Origin of the sequence: Allobosea sp. R86505 (assembly GCF_042466375.1) — a bacterium.
Lineage (GTDB): Bacteria > Pseudomonadota > Alphaproteobacteria > Rhizobiales > Beijerinckiaceae > Allobosea.
Genome location: NZ_JAXHPY010000001.1, coordinates 570,407 through 590,751, shown reverse-complemented (window position 1 = coordinate 590,751; position 20,345 = coordinate 570,407). Strand labels below are relative to the sequence as shown.

Annotated in this window: 14 protein-coding genes; 11 read left to right on the top strand and 3 right to left on the bottom strand. The window is 64.9% G+C overall.

The window, feature by feature from the left end; all coding sequences use genetic code 11:
- Positions 1 to 13 precede the first annotated feature (13 nt).
- The 11 genes from SJY11_RS02810 (at position 14) to SJY11_RS02760 (ending at position 16,747) form a co-directional block, all read left to right on the top strand.
- Complete coding sequence (locus SJY11_RS02810; RefSeq protein ID WP_376984937.1) at positions 14 to 1,339, top strand: methyl-accepting chemotaxis protein; 1,326 nt, start codon at positions 14 to 16, stop codon at positions 1,337 to 1,339.
- Between the two features lie 49 nt (positions 1,340 to 1,388).
- The gene (recQ, locus tag SJY11_RS02805; protein WP_376984936.1) at positions 1,389 to 3,227 is read left to right on the top strand and encodes a DNA helicase RecQ; all 1,839 of its coding nucleotides are present in this window, start codon (positions 1,389 to 1,391) and stop codon (positions 3,225 to 3,227) included.
- A 119-nt stretch (positions 3,228 to 3,346) separates the two neighbouring features.
- A complete protein-coding gene (gyrB, locus tag SJY11_RS02800; protein ID WP_376984935.1) occupies positions 3,347 to 5,785 on the top strand; it encodes a DNA topoisomerase (ATP-hydrolyzing) subunit B in 2,439 nt (812 codons plus the stop codon).
- A gap of 911 nt (positions 5,786 to 6,696) precedes the next feature.
- Positions 6,697 to 7,560, top strand: a complete 864-nt coding sequence (locus SJY11_RS02795) for a tyrosine-type recombinase/integrase (RefSeq protein ID WP_376984330.1) — start codon at positions 6,697 to 6,699, stop codon at positions 7,558 to 7,560.
- 16 nt (positions 7,561 to 7,576) lie between these two features.
- The gene (locus SJY11_RS02790; RefSeq protein WP_376984328.1) at positions 7,577 to 8,788 is read left to right on the top strand and encodes an IS91 family transposase; all 1,212 of its coding nucleotides are present in this window, start codon (positions 7,577 to 7,579) and stop codon (positions 8,786 to 8,788) included.
- 828 nt (positions 8,789 to 9,616) lie between these two features.
- Positions 9,617 to 10,114: a sigma-70 RNA polymerase sigma factor region 4 domain-containing protein gene (locus SJY11_RS02785; RefSeq protein WP_376984934.1), complete on the top strand. Its 498-nt coding sequence runs from the start codon at positions 9,617 to 9,619 to the stop codon at positions 10,112 to 10,114.
- Positions 10,111 to 10,662, top strand: a complete 552-nt coding sequence (locus tag SJY11_RS02780) for a helix-turn-helix domain-containing protein (protein WP_376984933.1) — start codon at positions 10,111 to 10,113, stop codon at positions 10,660 to 10,662. Before SJY11_RS02785 ends, SJY11_RS02780 begins: the two co-directional genes overlap by 4 nt.
- A 1-nt stretch (position 10,663) precedes the next feature.
- Positions 10,664 to 14,017, top strand: coding sequence for a UvrD-helicase domain-containing protein (locus tag SJY11_RS02775; RefSeq protein WP_376984932.1), 3,354 nt, complete (start codon positions 10,664 to 10,666; stop codon positions 14,015 to 14,017).
- A gap of 90 nt (positions 14,018 to 14,107) precedes the next feature.
- Positions 14,108 to 14,974 carry a multiubiquitin domain-containing protein gene (locus SJY11_RS02770; protein WP_376984931.1) on the top strand — a complete coding sequence of 289 codons (867 nt, stop codon included), beginning with the start codon at positions 14,108 to 14,110 and terminating at the stop codon, positions 14,972 to 14,974.
- Between the two features lies 1 nt (position 14,975).
- Positions 14,976 to 16,373 carry a ThiF family adenylyltransferase gene (locus SJY11_RS02765; RefSeq protein ID WP_376984930.1) on the top strand — a complete coding sequence of 466 codons (1,398 nt, stop codon included), beginning with the start codon at positions 14,976 to 14,978 and terminating at the stop codon, positions 16,371 to 16,373.
- A gap of 5 nt (positions 16,374 to 16,378) precedes the next feature.
- Positions 16,379 to 16,747, top strand: a complete 369-nt coding sequence (locus SJY11_RS02760) for a ubiquitination-like system serine protease family protein (protein WP_376984929.1) — start codon at positions 16,379 to 16,381, stop codon at positions 16,745 to 16,747.
- Positions 16,748 to 17,443: 696 nt separating this feature from the next.
- Here SJY11_RS02760 and SJY11_RS02755 read toward each other — a convergent pair.
- From SJY11_RS02755 to SJY11_RS02745, 3 genes are all read right to left on the bottom strand, one after another.
- Positions 17,444 to 18,415, bottom strand: a complete 972-nt coding sequence (locus tag SJY11_RS02755; protein WP_376984928.1) for a cation diffusion facilitator family transporter — start codon at positions 18,413 to 18,415, stop codon at positions 17,444 to 17,446.
- 39 nt (positions 18,416 to 18,454) lie between these two features.
- A complete protein-coding gene (locus tag SJY11_RS02750) occupies positions 18,455 to 18,991 on the bottom strand; it encodes a DUF992 domain-containing protein (RefSeq protein ID WP_376984927.1) in 537 nt (178 codons plus the stop codon).
- A gap of 444 nt (positions 18,992 to 19,435) precedes the next feature.
- Complete coding sequence (locus tag SJY11_RS02745; protein WP_376984926.1) at positions 19,436 to 20,266, bottom strand: universal stress protein; 831 nt, start codon at positions 20,264 to 20,266, stop codon at positions 19,436 to 19,438.
- Positions 20,267 to 20,345: the final 79 nt, after the last annotated feature.

The window sequence follows — 20,345 nt, the reverse complement described above, 5'->3', positions numbered from 1 at the left end:
AGAGATTGGGGCCATGCAGCCTTCACGGACGATGTTCTCGGCACCGGAGAAGGAGATCGCGAGCCGCTTGCTGGCCGTGCTCTCCCCGCATTTCGGCGCGTCGATCGACCAGCTCCAGGGCATCCAGACAGGGCTCGACAAGCGCGAGCGGGATCCCGAGCTCCGGCAGGACGAGCTGACCAAATACCGGCTGCTGTTCGGGCTGGAATTCGGCGAGGCGTACATCGCCGCCAAGCAGCGCATCGTGGCCCGGGCCAACCACAACGGCATCGAGCTGTCGGACTATCCGCTGTTCTTCCTGGCCGATTTCTCGCATTTCCTCCCCGTCATCGTCGCCAAGTGGAAACGCCGCTGGGGCAAGGTCGACACCGCCCTTCAGGTCTTCGCCAAGCTGATGCTGACCGATATGAGCTATTCGATCGCGCAGTTCGACGGGGCGATCGAGGCCCGCACCGCGGACCGGCTCCGGCAGGTCGAGCAGGCCTTTCGCAACGGCATCGCCGAGCGGATCTCGGCCATCGAGCTCAGCCTGGGCGATGTGTCCGGCTTTTCCACGCAGATGTCGGCCAAGGCCGGTCAGACCCTGCAAGCCGTGGCCGAAACCCAGCGCCGGCCCGAACAGGTGGCCGCGTCGGTGATGGAGATCGTCGCCGCCACCCGCGCCTTCGGCGCCTCCTGCGCCGACATCTCGGTCGAGACCGCCCAATCGAGCCGGGCCGCCGACCAGGCCGAGGCCGGCTGCGAGGGGATTGCCGGCAATGTCGCCATGCTGCGCCAGGCGAACAGCCGCATCGGCCATGTCGTCGAGCTGATCCGCAGCCTCGCGGCGCAGACCAATCTGCTCGCCCTGAACGCGACGATCGAGGCGGCCCGGGCCGGAGAGGCGGGCCGCGGCTTCGCGGTGGTCGCCGCCGAGGTCAAGTCGCTCGCGACCGCGACCAATCAGGCGACCGAGACCATCCGGCAGGGCATCGAGGAGGTCGTCACGGCGAGCCAGGCGATCGACGAGGCCGTCGGCCAACTGGCCCAGACCGTCCTGACGATGCAGGCCAGTGCCCGGCTCGTCGCGGCATCGACGGCCGATCAGCATGGCCGCATCGAACGGGTCGCGGCGCAGGCCGAGACCTCGTCGCTGGGTGTCGAGGCGATCGCCCGCCATGCCGCGCTCGTCGAGGGGCTGGCCGGCGAGGCTGCCACGCTGGCGACGCAGACCGATGATCGGGTCCAGGCCGCCCTGGGCCGCGCCCAGGAACTGGAGCGCGCGATCGCCGGATTCCTCGGCGAGATCGCTCAGGTCCGCGCCGAGCGCAACGGGCCGGTCATCCGCAACGCGGGCTGAGCGGCCGTCGGGACTGGCCATCGGGGCGCGCCTCGGGCAAACCCTCTCCATGCCGCAGCCCTTCGAATCAGACGCCCGCGCGATCCTCAAATCCGTCTTCGGCTATGACGATTTCCGCCCCGGCCAGTGGGAGGTGATCGAGGCCGCGCTCGCCGGCCGCGACGTCTTCGCGGTCATGCCGACGGGCTCGGGCAAGTCGATGTGCTACCAGCTTCCGGCGCTGGTGGCGGGCGGCTTGACGCTGGTCGTCTCGCCCCTGATCGCATTGATGCGCGACCAGGTCGGGCAGCTGACGCGGGCGGGCGTCGCCGCCGCTTCGCTGAACTCGATGAACAGCGAGAGCGAGGCGGCCGAGGCCTGGGACAAGCTGAATGCGGGCGATCTGCGCCTGCTTTTCGTCTCGCCCGAGCGGCTGGCGGGGGAAGGGCTGGTCGGCCGGCTGCGCCGCCTCGGTGTCACCCGCCTCGCCATCGACGAAGCCCATTGCGTCTCGCAATGGGGCCATGACTTCCGCCCCGAATACCGGCTGCTCGCCAAGACCCGCGAGGCGCTGGGCGGCGTGCCGGTAACCGCGTTGACCGCGACCGCCGATCGCCAGACGCGCGAGGACATCGCCCAGCAGCTCTTCCCCAGGCCGCCGCATCTGGTGGTGCATTCCTTCGACCGGCCGAACCTCAAGCTCGCCTTCGCGCCCAAGGACCAGCCGCGTCGCCAGATCGACGAGTTCCTGCGCAGCCATCGCGGCGGCTCGGGCATCGTCTACTGCTCGTCGCGCAACCGCACCGAAAAGCTCGCCGAAGGCCTGCGCGAGAAGGGCTGGAATGCGCTGGCCTATCATGCCGGCATGGAGCAGGGGCTGCGCAACCGCAACCAGGACATCTTCCTGCAGGAGGACGGCGTCGTGGTCTGCGCCACCATCGCCTTCGGCATGGGCATCAACAAGCCCGATGTCCGCTTCGTCGTCCATGCCGACATGCCCGGCTCGATCGAGAGCTATTACCAGGAGATCGGCCGCGCCGGCCGCGACGGCCTGAACGCCGATACGCTGACGCTCTACGGCATCGACGACATGGCGCTGCGCCGCCGCCAGATCGACGAGAAGGCGATCGACGAGGAGCGCCGCCGCATCGAGCACAAGCGCCTCAACGCCATGATCGAGCTGTGCGAATCCGCGCTCTGCCGCCGCAGCGCGCTGCTCTCCTATTTCGGCGAGGAGACTCAGAGCTGCCGGCATGGCCATGCGCCGATCCGCTGCGATCTCTGCGGGGCGGATGCGCCCGAGCTGACGGATGCCACGCTCGATGCGCGCAAGCTGCTCTCGGCCGTCGCCCGCTCGGGCCAGCGCTTCGGCGCCGCCCACCTCGCCGACATTTTGACGGGCACCGCGACCGACGCCATCCGCCGCCAGAACCATGATGGGCTCAAGACCTTCGGCGTCGGCCAGGACAAGCCCAAGAGCGCCTGGACGGCGCTGACCCGCAAGCTCTTCGCGGCCGGCGCGCTCGCCGAGGCCAGCGTCGAGCATGGCGGCTTCTGTCTGACGGGGAAGGGCGAGGACATCCTGTTCGGGCGCGAGACCATCGCGCTGCGGGCCGACCCGTTCGCCGATCGGCGCAGTCGCCGCGCCGGGCGCGAACAGGCCCGGGCCGACGGGCTCGACGAGGGCACGGCGGGCCTGTTCGAGCACCTGCGCCAGCTGCGCCTGTCGCTCGCCCGCGAGGAGGGCGTCGCCGCCTACATCATCTTCACCGACCGCACCCTGATTGCCATGGCCCGGGCCCGGCCGGCGGGGCTGGAGGAGATGCGTGCGATCGAGGGCGTCGGCGAGCGCAAGCTGACCCAGTATGGCGAGGCCTTTCTGGAGGCGATCGCCGGCTTCCCGGGTTGATAGGGCGGCCTCACGCGTGTACGCGCGCACACGCGTGAAAAAGCCGCACTCGGGCGCTATAGTCGCGCCAACGAATCAAGATCACTGCGGGCGCCCTTCGCCCGCTGAAGGACGAAGACATGAGCGACGCTGCCCGCGACCTTGAAGACGCCGCCTACGGCGCCGATTCCATCAAGGTTCTCAAAGGCTTGGATGCGGTGCGCAAGCGCCCGGGCATGTATATCGGCGACACCGATGACGGCTCCGGCCTGCATCACATGGTCTACGAGGTCGTCGACAACGCGATCGACGAGGCGCTCGCCGGCCATGCCGACCTCGTCACGGTGACACTCAATGCCGAAGGATCGGTCACCGTGACCGACAATGGCCGCGGTATCCCCACCAATATTCACACCGAAGAGGGCATCTCGGCGGCCGAGGTCATCATGACCCAGCTCCATGCCGGCGGTAAATTCGACCAGAATTCCTACAAGGTCTCGGGCGGCCTGCACGGTGTCGGCGTCTCCGTGGTGAACGCGCTCTCCGTCTCGCTGAAGCTGCGCATCTGGCGCGGTGGCAACGAGCATTTCATGGAGTTCCGCCATGGCGATGCGGTCGCGCCGCTCGCGGTCGTCGGGCCGGCCGGCGACAAGCGCGGCACGGAGGTGACCTTCACCCCGTCTCAAGAAACCTTCACGATGATCGAGTTCGACTACAAGACGCTCGAACATCGCCTGCGCGAGCTCGCCTTCCTCAATTCCGGCGTCCGCATCGTCCTGACCGACGCCCGCCGCGCCGAGGTCGTGCGCGAGGAGCTGATGTATGAGGGCGGGGTCGAGGCCTTCGTGCGCTATCTCGACCGCGCCAAGACGCCGGTCGTCTCCGCCCCGATCATGCTGTCGGCGGAGAAAGACGGCATCACCGTCGATGTCGCGCTCTGGTGGAACGACAGCTACCACGAGAACGTGCTCTGCTTCACCAACAACATCCCGCAGCGCGACGGCGGCACCCACCTCGCCGGCTTCCGCGCCGCGCTGACGCGCCAGGTCACCGGCTATGCCGAAAGCTCCGGCATCTCCAAGAAGGAGAAGGTCTCGCTCACCGGCGACGACTGCCGCGAGGGGCTGACCGCGATCGTCTCGGTCAAGGTCCCGGATCCGAAGTTCTCCTCCCAGACCAAGGACAAGCTGGTCTCCTCCGAGGTACGCCCGGTCGTCGAGAACGTCGTCAACCAGGCGCTGTCGACCTGGCTCGAGGAACATCCGAACGAGGCCAAGATCATCGTCGGCAAGGTCGCCGAGGCCGCCGCCGCCCGTGAGGCCGCCCGCAAGGCGCGTGATCTCACCCGCCGCAAGGGCGCGCTCGACATCGCCTCGCTGCCGGGCAAGCTGGCGGACTGCCAGGAGCGCGACCCGGCCAAGTCCGAGCTCTTCATCGTCGAGGGTGACTCGGCCGGCGGCTCCGCCAAGCAGGGCCGCGCCCGCGAGTATCAGGCGGTGCTGCCGCTGCGCGGCAAGATCCTCAACGTCGAGCGCGCGCGCTTCGACAAGATGCTCTCCTCGGAGCAGGTCGGCACGCTGATCACGGCGCTCGGCGCCGGCATCGGCCGCGAAGAGTTCAACATCGAGAAGCTGCGCTACCACAAGATCATCATCATGACCGACGCGGACGTGGACGGCTCCCACATCCGCACCCTGCTGCTGACCTTCTTCTACCGGCAGATGCCGGAGGTGATCGAGCGCGGGCACCTCTTCATCGCCCAGCCGCCGCTCTACAAGGCGGCCCGCGGCAAGAGCCATGTTTATCTCAAGGACGAGCGCGCGCTGGAGGATTACCTCGTCGAGACGGCGCTCGATGGCGCGGTGTTCAAGACCAGCGCCGGCGACACGCGCAGCTTCATCGAGCGCGGCGGGGCGGATCTGCGCGGGCTGATCGAGGAGGCGCGCGGCATCCGCCAGACGCTCTCGCAGTTGCATTCGCGCTATGATCGGCGGGTCGTCGAGCAGATGGCGATCGCCGGTGCACTGCGTCCGGTCTCCGAGGAGAACGAGACGCAGGCCCAGGCCGCCGCGACGAAGGTCGCCGCCCGTCTCGACGCGATCTCGGACGAACTCGAGCGGGGCTGGGAAGGCAAGGTCGCCGACGGCGGCTTCCAGTTCTCGCGCATGGTGCGCGGCGTCAAGCAGGTCGCGACCGTCGATTCCGGCCTGCTCGCCAGTGCCGAGGCGCGCAAGCTCGATGCCGCGTCGGTCTCGCTCCAGGAGGCCTATTCGCGGCCGGGCGTGCTCAGCCGCAAGGGCGACGACCATGCCGTCAACGGTCCCACCGACCTGTTCGATGCCGTCACCGCCATTGGCAAGAAGGGCGTCTCGCTGCAGCGCTACAAAGGGCTGGGCGAGATGAACCCGGAACAGCTCTGGGAGACCACGCTGGATCGCGATGTCCGCTCGCTGCTGCGCGTCAAGAACGACCAGAACGACGAGGCCGACGATCTTTTCGTCAAGCTGATGGGCGATGTCGTCGAGCCGCGCCGCGAATTCATCCAGACCAACGCGCTGAACGCCACCGTCGATACCTGACGCCGGAGCTGTGGGGGACCCCATATAGAAGGATTTCGTACCATATATCCGGACAGCAGACACGCTCGCAAGCGTGTCTGGCTAAAGCAGATTATGGCAAGCGTTTAGATTCTGGCGCAGTCCTTACCTGCGGTGCCGCATAAATTGCCAATGCAGATGTCAGTCTTGGACAGCTTTGGGGCAGGTAGCAAAAATATGATACCAATTGTCTATTCATGAATATGCGATAATGTCTTCATAGTCGAAAATTATAGTATATATGAAGCGGTTTTTTAGCGTGCCTGATTCAATAAGATGCTTCAAAGTGGGTTGAGTTATACTTCAGTCGCGACCCTAATCCCGCTTCGATTTGTGCCTCGCGCCCGCTGTTGAGGCCCGCCTGCATCAAGCTCAATGCTGCCGTGTGCTTAGCTAGACCCGTCACGCGGGCAGCCTGACGATAATGAATGACAGCCCCGGGCCAATGAAGTTGACCTCCGGCTCTGGCCGCTAAAGCGCCATTGCTATGGCCCATTGAGCGCGAGCCTAGGCGCGCACTCAGTTGTCAACACTCTCCACCGATCAGCGATGCCTACCGGCGGTGCCTTGCTGATCATCGTTTGCAGGCAGGCAGAGCCGCGATGATGCTAGTCGCGCGGGAGGGTAAGCTTCCGGATTTGGCCCAAGGACTAAGCCGCTCTCGCGGCAGGGTGCTGCGGCGCGGTCATCGCTGAGATTTCGCCTGTGAGGCGCTGCATCCGAGGATTTGGGGTCGTTTCCCCTGATCCCTGGAGGTTTCCATGATCGATGCCGTCATAGGACTAAGCCGCTCTCGCGGCAGGGTGCTGCGGCGCGGTCATCGCTGAGATTTCGCCTGTGAGGCGCTGCATCCGAGGATTTGGGGTCGTTTCCCCTGATCCCTGGAGGTTTCCATGATCGATGCCGTCACCGTCAGCCCGCTGCGCCAGCGGATGATCGAGGACATGACCATCCGCCGGTTCGGCGAGCACACGCAGCGCGACTATGTCCGGCAGGTGCGTGAGTTCACGGCCTTCCTTGGGTTGCCGCCGGACCGGGCCGAGCCCGAGGATCTACGGCGCTATCAGCTTCACATGGCTTCGCTCGGCGCCAGCTATGCCCGGATGAACCTGGCCTGCACGGCCCTGCGCTTCTTCTTCCACGTCACGCTGGGCCGGACCGGCTTTGGTGACCGCATGGCGCGGATCCCGACGCCCGATCGCCTGCCGGTGGTTCTGGACACGCAGGAGGTGGCGCTGCTGTTGGCGCATGCGCGGAGCCTGAAGGACCGCGCCGCGCTGAGCATCGCCTATGGCTGCGGCCTGCGCGTCTCGGAGATCGCCAACCTCAAGGTCACCGACATCGACAGCGCCCGCATGCTGATCCGGGTCGAGCAGGGCAAGGGCCGCAAGGACCGCTATGTCATGCTCGCGCCCGACCTGCTCGATCTGCTGCGGCAGTGGTGGCGGGTGAAGCGGCCGCGCGGCTGGCTCTTCCCCGGCCAGCAGCCGGGCCAGCCGATCACGACGCGCCAGCTCAACCGGGCCTGCCATGCTGCAGCCGAGGCAGCCAAGCTCGACAAGCGGGTGTCAATGCACACGCTCAGGCACAGCTTCGCCACCCATCTGCTGGAGCGGAAGACCGATATCCGCGTCATCCAGGTCCTGCTCGGGCACAGGAAGCTCGACACCACCGCCGTCTACACCCGCGTCGCGCTGAAGACGCTGCGCGAAGTGACGAGCCCGCTCGCGCTGCTGGCGCCGCCGCCACCGCCATAGCGGTCCCGCGCCGATCATGGCGCGGCCTTCGCTGGAGGTTGCGGATATCCTGAACCGGCATGGCGAGGCCTATCTCGCGCGCCATCGGCTCAGCCGCGGTCAGCTCAAGGTGATGGGTGCCATCCGGGCCTGCCGCACGGCTGCGCTCGGCGGCCATGTCATGGCCTGCGGCGACTGCGATCACGCGGCCATCGCCTACAACTCCTGCCGCAACCGGCACTGCCCGCGCTGCCAGGGCGCAGCGGCAAAGGACTGGCTCGCGGATCGCCAGGCCGATCTCCTGCCCGTGCCCTACTATCATCTCGTCTTCACACTGCCGGCGTCGATCGCAGCGGTCGCCTACCAGAACAAGGCCGAGGTCTACGGCCTGCTGTTCAGGGCTGCAGCCGAGACGCTCGCCACCATCGCGAGCGATCCCCGGCATCTCGGCGCCCGCATCGGCTTCACCAGCGTACTGCACACATGGGGATCGGCGATGACGCACCATCCCCATCTCCACATCATCGCGCCCGGCGGCGGCCTGTCGCCGGACGGCGCTCGCTGGATCTCATGCCGATCCGGCTTCTTCCTGCCCGTGCGCGTGCTCTCGCGGTTGTTCAGACGGCTCTTCCTCGAAGGGCTCGCGGCCCTGCACGCGGCCGGGCGGCTCGCTTTCCAAGGCAATCTCGCCGATCTGACTGAGGCCGATGCCTTCGCCTCCATGCTGGCGCCGCTGCGGCGCGCCGACTGGGTCGTCTATGCCAAGCGCCCCTTCGGTGGCCCTGAGGCCGTGCTGGCTTATCTCGCCCGCTACACCCACCGTGTCGCCATCGCCAACAGCCGCATCATTGCCGTGGATCGGCACAGGGTCACGTTCCGCTGGAAGGACTATCGCGCCCGCTCCACCGGCAAGGGCCGGCGCAAGACCATGACGCTGACGGCCCACGAGTTCATCCGCCGCTTCCTGCTCCATGTCCTGCCCGACGGCTTCCACCGCATCCGCCATTACGGCCTGCTCGCCTCGAGCCGCCGTGCCGACACCATCGTCCGCATCAGGCAGATCATCGCGGCGACGACGCCGGACGACATCGCCAGAGACGACGTCCCGGTCGCCGCAGCGCAACCCGAGCAGGCCTCTGAACCCCACCCGCCATGCCCATGCTGCGGCGGCCGCATGATCCTCGTCGAGCGCTTCGCGCCGGGCACAGCGCCGCGAACCATCCTCGCCGTCAGGATCGACACATCATGACGATGGCCCCATGGCGGCATCTTCAGGAAGCACTGCCGATCTCGGCCAGAGAGCGGGCAATCCCGTTCGGCCCAATCGCGGAAACGGAGATGGCCGCGGTCTCGGATCCACCAAATGTGCAGCTAAACCTCAGCTTCGGGGCCGCTCGGTCGGAGCATCGCACCGTCGCCTCGCGCCTCGCACGATCTCGCAGACCATACCGCGCGGCGAAATCCCCATAGCCCACGGCCCCGGGCCGCGGCTTCCTCCCTTGGAGGCTTTCGGACGCCGGCCCTCAGCCCAGTCCGAACCCGCTCGCATGGGCCGGCATCCGAAACCCTTCACATTAGCTGACGTCTAGAAGGTCCGCTCCTGGGCGACGTAAGAGAAGTAGCTGAGTGGCCGGGCTATCCAAAGCGGTCCCTGGTCAGCGGCGACCGCCGATTGGCTGTCGGTGAGTTGCGCCATTCTGTATCGGCTGTGGTCCGGCGGCCGATTCTTCTTCGAAGGCGGGCAGGATTTTGCTGAGCGGTATCGAGCTATGCATATCGTTGCACGAATCACGATTAGCGACGACAATTCGCAACTTTCCGGCGATCGATAACAAAAAGTTCACAAGAACTACCGGATGGCCGCCTGACCGTTCGCTAACGGGTCAGGCGCTCTTGAAAATAAGGGAGCGCATTCTTGGATACGTAAAACAATTCGGTTGCCGGTTGGTGGTCCGAATGGAAGGAGCTTAGCGATGCAGACCGTCTTCGAACGCGAAGGCCTGAAGAGGTGGTCCGAGCATGCCGTCAGCTCGACCAACCGCAACACGATCGCCTCAGGGGCAAGCTCCTCAAGCATTTGACGGACCTAGCCAGGGCATATCTTAGGCCACGCGTTCGTCAGGACCTGGTCGATGGCGGGCGAGAGGTCATCGAAGAGGTCATAGAAATCCTCACCATCGCGGTATTGACGCCGTCCGCCGCTGATGGTGTCGGCTTCGAGACGGCCTTCCATGCCAAACTTCGCCAGCGATTGGTGGATCGGATAAGGGCGTCACTCAAGGATCGCGACGTCGTCGAGCAAGAGGCCGTCGATCCCGAGACAGGGATCGCGAGAGAGCCCCCAGACTGGAACCAACTCAGTCCGGAAGATAACGCCATCATCGCCGACACCATCGCACAACTGCCGCATCTGCAACGAAAAGCCTTCCAGCTGCACCGCCTGGGATTTCGCTACACGTCTTCCAACCCGAACGAGAGCATCGCCGTGATGCTTGGGAAGACCCCGAAAACCGTCCAGGACTGGGTCGAGAAGGCCGAAAGGCAGATCCTTCAAATCTTGGGATCGAACAAATGATCAGCGCACCCGAAACACTCGACGACGTCCTATTCGAATTCCACCAGGTCGCGGACCCGATCTCTCCCGAGCTGTTGAATGTCTGGACAGGTCGTTACCCTCAGTTCGCCGACGAAATTCGCGCCCATGCGGTCGAGATCATGGACATGGAGCTACTTGCATCGACACAGGCCTCGGCCGCCGTGCAGTCACAACACGTCGGCGAAGCGGTCACCCTACGCGCAGCGCTCCAAGAAGCCGGAACGACACTTCGCGACTTCGCCGATCGGCTCGACATATCGCGATCGATCGTCTCGGACATCAACTCCGGTCGGATCGACCCGCAAACCATACCAAAGCGCTTCGCTCGCTTGGGAGCCGCGCAGATCGATAAGGCCATGGACTGGTTCGAATCCATTGTGATGTCGTCTCGCGAGACGGCCCCGACGCCCGCGTTCAAGGCGAAGGTTGCGCCAAGCGCCGGTCGCCAGAGGACTTGGGAAGAAGCCATTCGCGGCTCGGACATGGACGAGGATCGCCGATCCTTCTGGCTTTCCGACGAGGGTTGATATGGATATCTGGCGCGACATTCGATTGAAGGCGCGCCAGCGCCATATGGAAGCCGTAGCGAGTGCATCGGCCGACACGGCCAATGCACTCGTCAAATCCGGGCTCAAGGTCGCGAAGCTTCAGGTCGATGAGTTCGACCCCGGAACGGTTTTTGGGCCGGGAGTGCTCGGCGCATTGGAACGCGACGACGGTTTCGTTCGGCTGGCATCCAACCTCGATAACAGCCAGAAAGCCGTCGTGGCCGCGCATGAGCTTGGCCACTTTTGGCTGCACGACGAGACGGCCTTCATGATTCGCTCGACGGAGGCAGGTTTCGGCGGTCAACCTATCGAGACCGGTTCGGATCGCGTCGTCGCCTACTCGCCTCGCGCGCGGCAGGAGGTGCAGGCCGATATCTTCGCGCAGGAATTTCTGCTGCCCGCCGACGCGCTCCGAGACAAGCTTGTCACCCAACGTCTGCGTCCCTCGAAGATCGCCGAGGCGGCTGGCCTCCCCGTCGAGTTCGTTCGCATGCAGGCGATACGTGCCCTATTGCTTCCGCCACTGGTCGCTCCTGTCAGGCCCGAAGCCTCAGGGTCCGGCTATCCCCTTGATCCCGAGCAGCGCGAGGCGGCCGAGTGGGACGAGCGTCCGCTCATCCTTGATGCGGGCCCCGGAACCGGCAAGACAAGGACGCTGATTGCCCGCATCAGCCACCTAATCGACAGGGACGTCCCGCCATCGAGCATCCTGGCGCTGACCTACTCGAACAAGGCCGCGGCCGAGATGATCGAGCGGATCGAGACGGTCAGCCCGGCCTCCGCGCCTCTGATCTGGGTCGGCACATTTCACGCGTTTGGCCTGGAATTGCTTCGCCTACATCATGAGGCTGCGGGCCTGCCCCCCGATTTCAAGGTTCTGGATGAGGCTATGGCCTTGGCCGTTCTGGAAGGGCTCCTTGCGGATCTCTCCCTCGTTCATTTTCAGAACCTCTGGGACCCGACACTGGAATTGAAGCCGATCCTGAAGGCGATATCCCGCGCCAAGGATGAGATGGTATCGGCACAGGAGTACGAAACGGCTGCCGACCAAACGCTGAGGGCTGCGGTCACCCCCGAGGAGATCGAGAAGGCGCAGAAGGCGGTCGAAGTGGGCCGGGTCTACAGGATCTATCAGCAGGCCTTGGTTGACCAGCATTGCCTCGACTTCGGTGACCTCGTTTATCGATCGACGGAACTGCTATCCCGCAACCCTGCGATCCGCGACGAGGTGAGGGCCAAACACCAACACGTGCTCGTTGACGAATATCAGGACGTCAACTTCGCGAGCACGTCGCTGCTCGAACAGATCACCGATCAGGGCAAGAGGCTTTGGGTCGTGGCCGATCCACGCCAGTCGATCTATCGGTTCCGTGGCGCCGCCCCAGCCAACACGGTCGACTTTACGAATCGATATCCGGGGGCCCGACGCCGGCAACTGAAGACGAACTATCGGTCCTGCGAGACGGTGGTGCGCGTCTTCGAACGCTTCGGCGCAGGCATAGCGGCGGCGCCACGTCCGGCTGCGAGCTGGAAGGCCCACCGCGGCAAGGTCGGCTTCGTCGAGTTGGTTCATGCCCCCGACCTGCAATCGGAGGCCGTCGCGATGCGGGAGCAGATCGACCGCCTGCGCTCCCTAGGCATCGGATATGAGGACCAAGCCATCTTAGCGGGCACGCATCTTTGCCTCGCACGGTTCGGCCGGATCCTTCAGGAGCTAGGCGTTCCCATCCTGTATCTCGGCGACCTCTTCGAGCGTCCGGAAATTCGCGACCTTCTGGCCCTGATCTCGTTGGGAGCGGAGCCGGGCGGCATCGGCTTGGTGCGCGTCGCGCAGTACCCGCAGTACGGCGCGACGCGCGAGGATGCGATACGGGTCATCGCTCACGCCCGCGAGGCTAAGGAAGACGTCGTCGCGACCTGCGCCAAGGCGGGCACGATCGCCGGCATATCCACCACCGGCGCCGCCGGACTTCGCCTGCTGTCGCAACACCTGAGCGGAACGGAATGGAAGACGAGTTCCTGGCAGCTCCTGAGCCATTATCTGCTCGAAGCCAGTGATTACCTGCGTCCGCTGTTGGATGCCGGCGACATCCGTTCCCAGCAGTCACTCGTCGCGATCTACCAGCTCCTCAAGTTTTGCCGCGAGCATCTCGACGCGAACCGAGGCGTCGGGGGACGACGTAAGCTGCTGGACGATATCCGCAGGCTCGAACGACTCGACGACGATCGCCAATTCCGCATCGTTCCACCGGAGGCGGCCGGCATAGCCGCTGTCCGCATGATGACGATCCACGGCTCGAAGGGGCTGGAGTTCCCGGCGGTTCATCTGCCGCAGGTGGCGACGGGGTACGTGCCCGGAGCTCGGCGGGCGGTGACATGCCCGGCACCAAAAGGGCTTGAGCGTCTGGAGCTCTCTCCCGCTGAGCATGAGGCCGAAACGGAATGCTTGTTCTTCGTTGCTCTCTCGCGAGCCCGGGACGCGATGACCATCAGCAGCGCTAAACGATACACCGCGAAGGCGACACGCAATCCCTCGAAGTTCCTCACGGATCTCGGCGGCGTCCTGCCGGGTACGCGCACTGCGAGCCCGTCGCCATCCATGTCCACAAAGGCGGTTAGGATCCCGATCACCCCGCAGGCAGAGTTCGAGGAGAGGCACCTTGAAGTCTATGCCAAATGCCCTGCGCGGTATCGATACGAAGTCATCGATGGCCTGAGAGGTCCCGGCGACGACAGCGCTTACCTCAAGTTCCACGGCTGCGTGAGGAAGGCCATCCGTTGGATTTTCGACGAGATCGGAGAAGGCCGGAGCGTGACGGCGCCGGTAGCCGTGGCGCACCTCAATGCGATATGGGCCGAACACGGTCCTGACCATGCGTTCGCGCCGCTCTACCTCGCGGAAGCGACGAAGATGGTCGAGGGTGCGGCGAACATGCCGATGTTGGGGATCGATGCCGATCGGACTTGGTTCGCGGACGTAGCCGGAAAGCGGATCACTATGCGACCGGATCGCGTCGTCCTGTCGCCCACCGGAGGTATTCTCGCGCAGAGGCTGAGGACGGGTCGCAAGACCAAGAGCGAGCCGGCGAAGCCGATCTGGGAATTGTTGCAGTTGGCCGGTCGTCAGATGTTTCCAGGCCAGGCGGTCGAACTGGAGGCATATTACCCCGCCCGGTCAGACCGATCGCCGATACCGGCCGCCGCTGGCAAGGGGCTGGAAGGCTACGCCGAAAGCATTGCCGGCATCGAGCGGGGCGAGTTCGCGCCGGTTGCCAGCAAGGACTGTCCGACTTGCCAATTCTACTTCGTCTGCACGTCGGAAGATTTTTCCTGACACGACTACCGAATCCGCCGGGTCAGGTTCGCTGAATGGGTAGAAGGGGCGGCAGGTGTCGCCTCGCCATTCGAATAGCGAGCCTTTTTCATGACCCAGCCTGCCCATGCCAACCTCCCGCGCTTCCAGATCCTGATCGGCGACGCGGAGCTCAACTTCCGTCAGATCGATATCCCCGATCCGATCGTCACCGGCCGCCAGATCCTCGAAGCCGCCGGCGCCCGCCCCGTCGACGAGCATCTGGCTATCGCCGTCCTGCAGGATGGTGCGCTGGAGACCTTGCGCGAGGAGGAGCTCTTCGACCTGCGCGCGAAGGGGGCCGAGAAGGTCCTGGTCTTCAGGACCGACCGCTCTTTCCGCTTCAAGGTCGATGACCGCGAGCGGGAGTATGGGACCAACGTGGTCAGCGGTCGCACGCTCAAGATTTTGGCGGGTGTCGATCCCGCCACGCACGATGTCTATCAGGAGATCCGGGGCGGCGAGGATCTCCTGATCCGCAACGCCGATCTCGTCGATCTGGCGAAGCCCGGCGTTGAGAAGTTCTTCACGGCTATCGCGCAGACGACTGAGGGCCTCTCGATCTTCCTGCCGCCTCGCGACATCGAGTATCTCGCGGGCCGCGGCATCTCCTATGAGGATGGTAGCCAGCCCGGTCAGGCGGGTTTGGTGCTGAAGGGCATCCCGGTCCCGGATGGCAAGTTCGATGCCGCTTCCATCGACATCCTGATCCTCCTGCCGCCGGGGTATCCGGACTGCCCGCCCGACATGTTCTACTGCATGCCGTGGCTCAAGCTCCGGTCCGCGGGCCGATACCCGCGCGCCGCCGATCAGCCGCACCCCTTCCGCGGCGAGTCCTGGCAGCGCTGGTCGCGCCACAACAACGCCTGGCGCCCCGGCGTCGATGGTATCCACACGATGGTGAAGCGCATCGAGCTCGCCCTCGCCGAGGCGGCCTGACATGCTCGACATGATCCTTCTCGAAGGGCACGAAGCGGAGTTGCGTGCCCTTCTGGCGACCGCCGATGGCGCCGAGGCGTCGGCCTATGTCCTCTTGGGCAAGGCTGACATCGCTGCCGATCCGTGGACCGGCAAGGCGCGTCGGCGTCTTGTCTCCCACAAGGTCGTCCCCGTGCCGGTTGAGGACAGGATCTCGGCTTCCGGCGTTCACGTGACTTGGTCGACGAGGTCGTTCGTCAGGTTGCTGAAACAGGCCGAGGCGAACGGTCTCACGCTCGGTATCGTCCATACGCATCCCGGCAGCCATGCCTTCTTCTCCGACCAGGACGATCGCAACGAAGCCGATCTGCTCCGGATCGTCACGAACCGGTCCGGCGCCGGCCATGGCTTCGCCAGCATCGTGCTCGGCGGCGATAGAAGCGTCTGCGCTCGCCTTTGGACTAGTCCGTCAGAGACCGCGCCTTGTGAGCGCATCATGGTCTCGGGCCGGCGTGTGATCTTTCACGGCATCCCCGCCCTCGCGGACGACGCGATGCTCGACCGCCAAGCGAGGCTGTTTGGCGCATCGTTCAATCCGATCGTGCGCGGCCTGCGGATCGGGGTGGTCGGCTGCGGCGGCACCGGCAGTCCCACGGCGATGCTGTTGGCCCGTCTTGGCGTAGGGCGCTTGCTGCTGCTCGACGACGACATAATCGAGCTGACTAATCTCAATCGTGTCCACGGTTCCCGTCGAAGCGACGCCGAGGCCGGTCTTGCAAAAGTCGATGTCCTCGCACGCGAGATCCGGGAAGCCGACCTCGGGGTTGAGGTCGTGACCTTCAAGGGGTGGGTTGGCGATGCGCGAGCCCGCGATGCCCTGCGCTCCTGTGACGTCGTGTTCGGATGCACCGATGATCACGACGGCCGCCTCTTCCTGAACCGGCTCGCATACTTCTACGGCATCGCCGTCATCGACATGGGTGTCCGCATCATGCCGGCCAGCAAGGACCGTCCCTATGAGATGGCTGGCCGAGTGACGCTGGTGACGCCTGGCGCGCCCTGTCTCCTGTGCCGTGGATTGGTGAACCCCGTAAGAGCCCGTGACGAGGCGCTCAAGCGCACCGATCCGGCCGAGTACGAACGACGCAAGGATGAGGCCTACGTCACGGGTGGGGGCGACCCTGCGCCTGTTGTGGTCACCTTCACGACCGAGACCGCCTGCATGGCCGTGAACGAACTCCTGCAGGGCCTGACGGCGTTTCGAGGGGATGGTGGCATGAAGACGGAACGCCGGAGACGCTTCGATACGGTTGAGGATCGTTCAAGCACCTGCGTCCCCCGGCCCGAGTGCGACCTATGCGCGAACGACACGATTTGGGGGCGAGCCGACGTAACTCCCTTCCTGCATCGGATGGGGTAGCCATCATGAAGCGCCTTATCGCTAAAACCTTCCGCTGGCTCCGCCTGATCGAATTCGACCTGTTGTCGCGTGAGTCCGAGACCTATCCCAGCGAGGAGCAGGTGGTTCCTGGCGAACTCGTCTTCGTGGTCGACGCAGGAATCGAGAAATGGGCGTGCTTCAAATGCCCGGGAGGGTGTGGGACCACTATCCCTCTCTCCCTCAATCCTAAGCGCCGACCGAGGTGGGCCGTCGCTCTGGACTGGTTCCTGCGCCCGACCGTGAAGCCATCGGTCCATCAGAAGAACGATTGCGGCTGTCACTTCTGGATCACGAAGGGCAGGATCGACTGGTGCAAGGACGGTAGGCCAAGCCCAGGTGTCGCTGGGCGTTGAATTCTCACTGAAAGTGGGCGCCGAAAATTCCCTGGCTGGCGTCCTTGCCTGAAGCTGCGGGGCGCGCCCCGCAGCTTCAGGCTGTGAATAAGCACCGAAGATTGACCCCTCAATTCTACCTTTAACCCGCTGACCTGAAAGGCATAATTCTCTTACAGACGGGTCATGATCGGCGCCGATCGTGACCCCCCATATTGATGAAGATAACCTTGTTTAGTTGGATGGCTTAGGGACATTTCCGTGGGGTCACGCTTCGGCGCCCATCAACAGGATGGCGCGAGTTTCGGGCCGATAACGGTGATTTCGAAGATCGTGCCCAGACACAGCGATCGCTGACGCTTGCGCCTGTGGACAGCCTGCCGTTGCCGGATTTCGCGCCCAGACAACACCTGACCTTCGCGCTCGATCTGCCGGCGAAGCCAGGGCCACCGAAGCGGGTCGTACGCTGCTATTCCCTGCCGCCGCCGTCGATCGGGAGGATACGGAAGGGCCGGTAGGAGGGCCAGGGCTGATGAACCGAGCGGGACTGGATGGTGCCGTCCGAGCGGCGCGGTGACACGTAGATCATGGGGCACTCCTCCGCTCGCGCGAGGGGAGGGATGAGCGGCCACCGCTGGGGACGTCAGACCCCGCTTGCCTAGGCTTGAGTAGGTCTTGCCGGGGCTGGCGCCTCATCTCGGCGTCGATCCCAGCCCGTCAGGCGCCGAAGCGCGCCCTTCGTGCCGTCGCGAAGCCCTTGGCTGTCTGGGGCTTGATGAAGAGCGCGACGACTTCGGGATGAGAGGCGCGGATCTTCCGTTCCATTTCGACGACCTGATCTTCGATTTGGCTGGAGCACATCGCGTCGCCGAACTCGATGCTGAGGGCCACAAGCACCTGATCGGGCGCCAACTGAACGCTCAGGAGGCCATTGGCTCCTGCGACGCCGCTTTCGGTGGCGACGATGCCGAGAATGGAGCGCGATAGGTCCTGATCGGCACGCTCACCGATCAGGAGGCTCTTGCTTTCGTGCGCGATCAGCAGGGCGGTCGCAGCCAGAAGCAGCCCAATGACGATGGAGGCGATCCCGTCCAGGATCGGCTCTTGGAATACGGCGGCCGCATAGGTTCCCGCCGCGGCGACGACGATTCCAAGAAGGGCGACGCTGTCCTCCAGCAGCACGATGAAGGAAGGCGGGTCCTTGCTTCTGCGAACGGCCTCGTAGAAGCCGAGATCGCGCTTCGTGCGTCTGAATCGTTGTAGGGCGACGAGCCAAGAGGCTCCATCGACCAGGAACGCCACCGCGAGGACGCCGTAGACGAGGAAGCGGTCCTGCACCGGCTCGGGATTCAGGATATGAACCACGCCCTCGATGAGCGCGGCCACGGCGCCGAGCGCAAACACCAGGAGCGCGACGATGAAGCTCCAGAAGTAGAGCTCCCGCCCGTAGCCGAGCGGATGGTCGATGTCGGGACGCCGGTCGGCACGGCGGATGCCGTGGAGCAGCAGAATCTCGTTCAGCGTATCGACGACTGAATGCACGGCCTCGCTCGTCATCGCCGAGCTGCCGGTCCAGGCCGCCGCTGCGATCTTGGTGATCGCGACGACGCAGTTTGCTGCAAGGGCGGCATAGAGAACCGCCCTTGGCGACGGTGTAGGCAGCCAAGGGCGGTCGCGAACCTCGGTCACGTCAGGGACAGCGTCCTGTCTTGAGCGAGAGAGACCCGATCAACCGTGGTGCATTCGGCCATGCTGGCCGTGGCGGCGCTTGTGCGAACGCCTCGCCGGCGGGGCCGAGATCTCGGTCAGTGTCAGCGAGCCGACGCCGACGGCCAGATTGGCGCCAGTCTGCCCCTGGAACGACACGGGCTGCAGGGTGACGGCGCCGTCATTGCCACCGACAAGAACGCTGGCGCCGGCGCCGACGCCGACCGTGATCTCGGCCGTGACACCATTATAGGTCCCGTTCAGTCCGCCGGGCCGCAGCGCCGGTTCGACGACCGTCCAGATCATCCCGCCTTCGGTCGTCTTGCCGATGTCGAGGCCAAACTTCTTGATCGTCCCGGTGTAGAATTCGACGCGGCCGCCGACGGCGTCATAGCGGCATGTCAGCGCTTTCTCGGAGGTCAGGATCATGCCAGTTCCGCCGGCGACGTTGCAGATCAGTTCGCCGGCCCGCACCGTCGGCTTTGCCGAGGCGGCGATCGGAAATAGCGCCAGCGAGACAGCCAGCGATACAAATAGCTTTGTCGTCGTCTTCATCATGTCACCTGTTCTCGGATGGCGAAGGCTCGTGGGCCCGAGCCTTGGTCTTAGAGCGAAAACGGCGCGGCACTCAGGGTCGGAAACTACGCAGATTCCGAAGGCGCGGTGCTCGACCGCACTGCTGGAGCCCGTCGCGCTAGCCGTCCGAGGCTCTGGAGATCTGAAGGGACAGGGCGCTTTCGCCCGGTTCCAGCTGGTGCCGAAGCGCACGCATTCGGCGGTGTGGGTTAGAGCGACCCTGATGCGCGGCGTTGGACCATGACCCAGATGTTCGCGCTGGGCGGCTCGCTGGGAACGGCGACGCGCACCAGGCCTGGCTCCCTGTCTGTGGGTCGCGCCATCTCCATGTGACGTCCGGGAGTGCCTCGGGGCCGTTGCGCCGAGCCATCAATACGGATCTGCCAGGCGAGGACGCATCGGGCCTTCGCTCGTTGCGCCTCTGGCTCAATGAGACAGCAGGGCGCAGCATCCCGGGTGATGCAGCAGGCTGCGCGTAACGCCGCCGAACGCCCATTCGCGGACACGGCTATGGCCATATGCACCGGCCACAAGTACGCCAGCGCCCATGTCACGGGCGATATCTCCAAGCCGCGTGGCATCGTCGTCGTTCGGCGTTTCCGCGAGCGCCTCGGCCGTGATGCCGTGCCGCCCAAGCCAGCCTATGACCTCTGCGAGACGGTCGCGCACCGCCGGCAGATCCGCCGTGCCGGCCAATTCGACGAGTGTGACGTAGCGGGCCTTCTTCAACAGCGGAAGAGCATCGCTGATGGCGCGCCGCGACTCTCGCGTATCCTTCCAGCAGACCACGACATGCTCCAGATCGACACTGTCGACCGAGGCGGGAACGATCAGGACCGGGCGGCCTGCCAACATGACGAGATCGGCGATGCTGACTTGGCGCGATCGATCGAACATCGAGCCGTTCTGCTCAGGAGACGTCATGATCAGATCGGCCGCGCGAGCCTGCTCAACAATGTAGTCAGCAGGCCAGGAAAACCCGACGCAAGAGCGCCATGTCAGATGCGGCACGCGTCCGTGCAGCGCTTTGCGGAATTCCGTCTCAGCTCCCGTCGTTTCCTGTTCCAGCTCATCGCGACACTCTTCGATCAGAATGCCCGATGTATAGCCGTCGCCATTCGGGATCGAGGACGGCTGGCAGGCGCTGACGCCGATGACATCCGCCCGAAACAGTTCCGAGAAATCGGCTGCGGCCTTCAGCAGCGGCATGTTCGAGACGCCGACCTGCAGATGAAGCAGCATTGTGGAATAGGTCATGAGCAGTCCTCGGGGCGCTGAATCGTCTTTGTCGAGATGTAGCTGGCTGCCGGGTCACCGGAGCACATCCGCACACCCG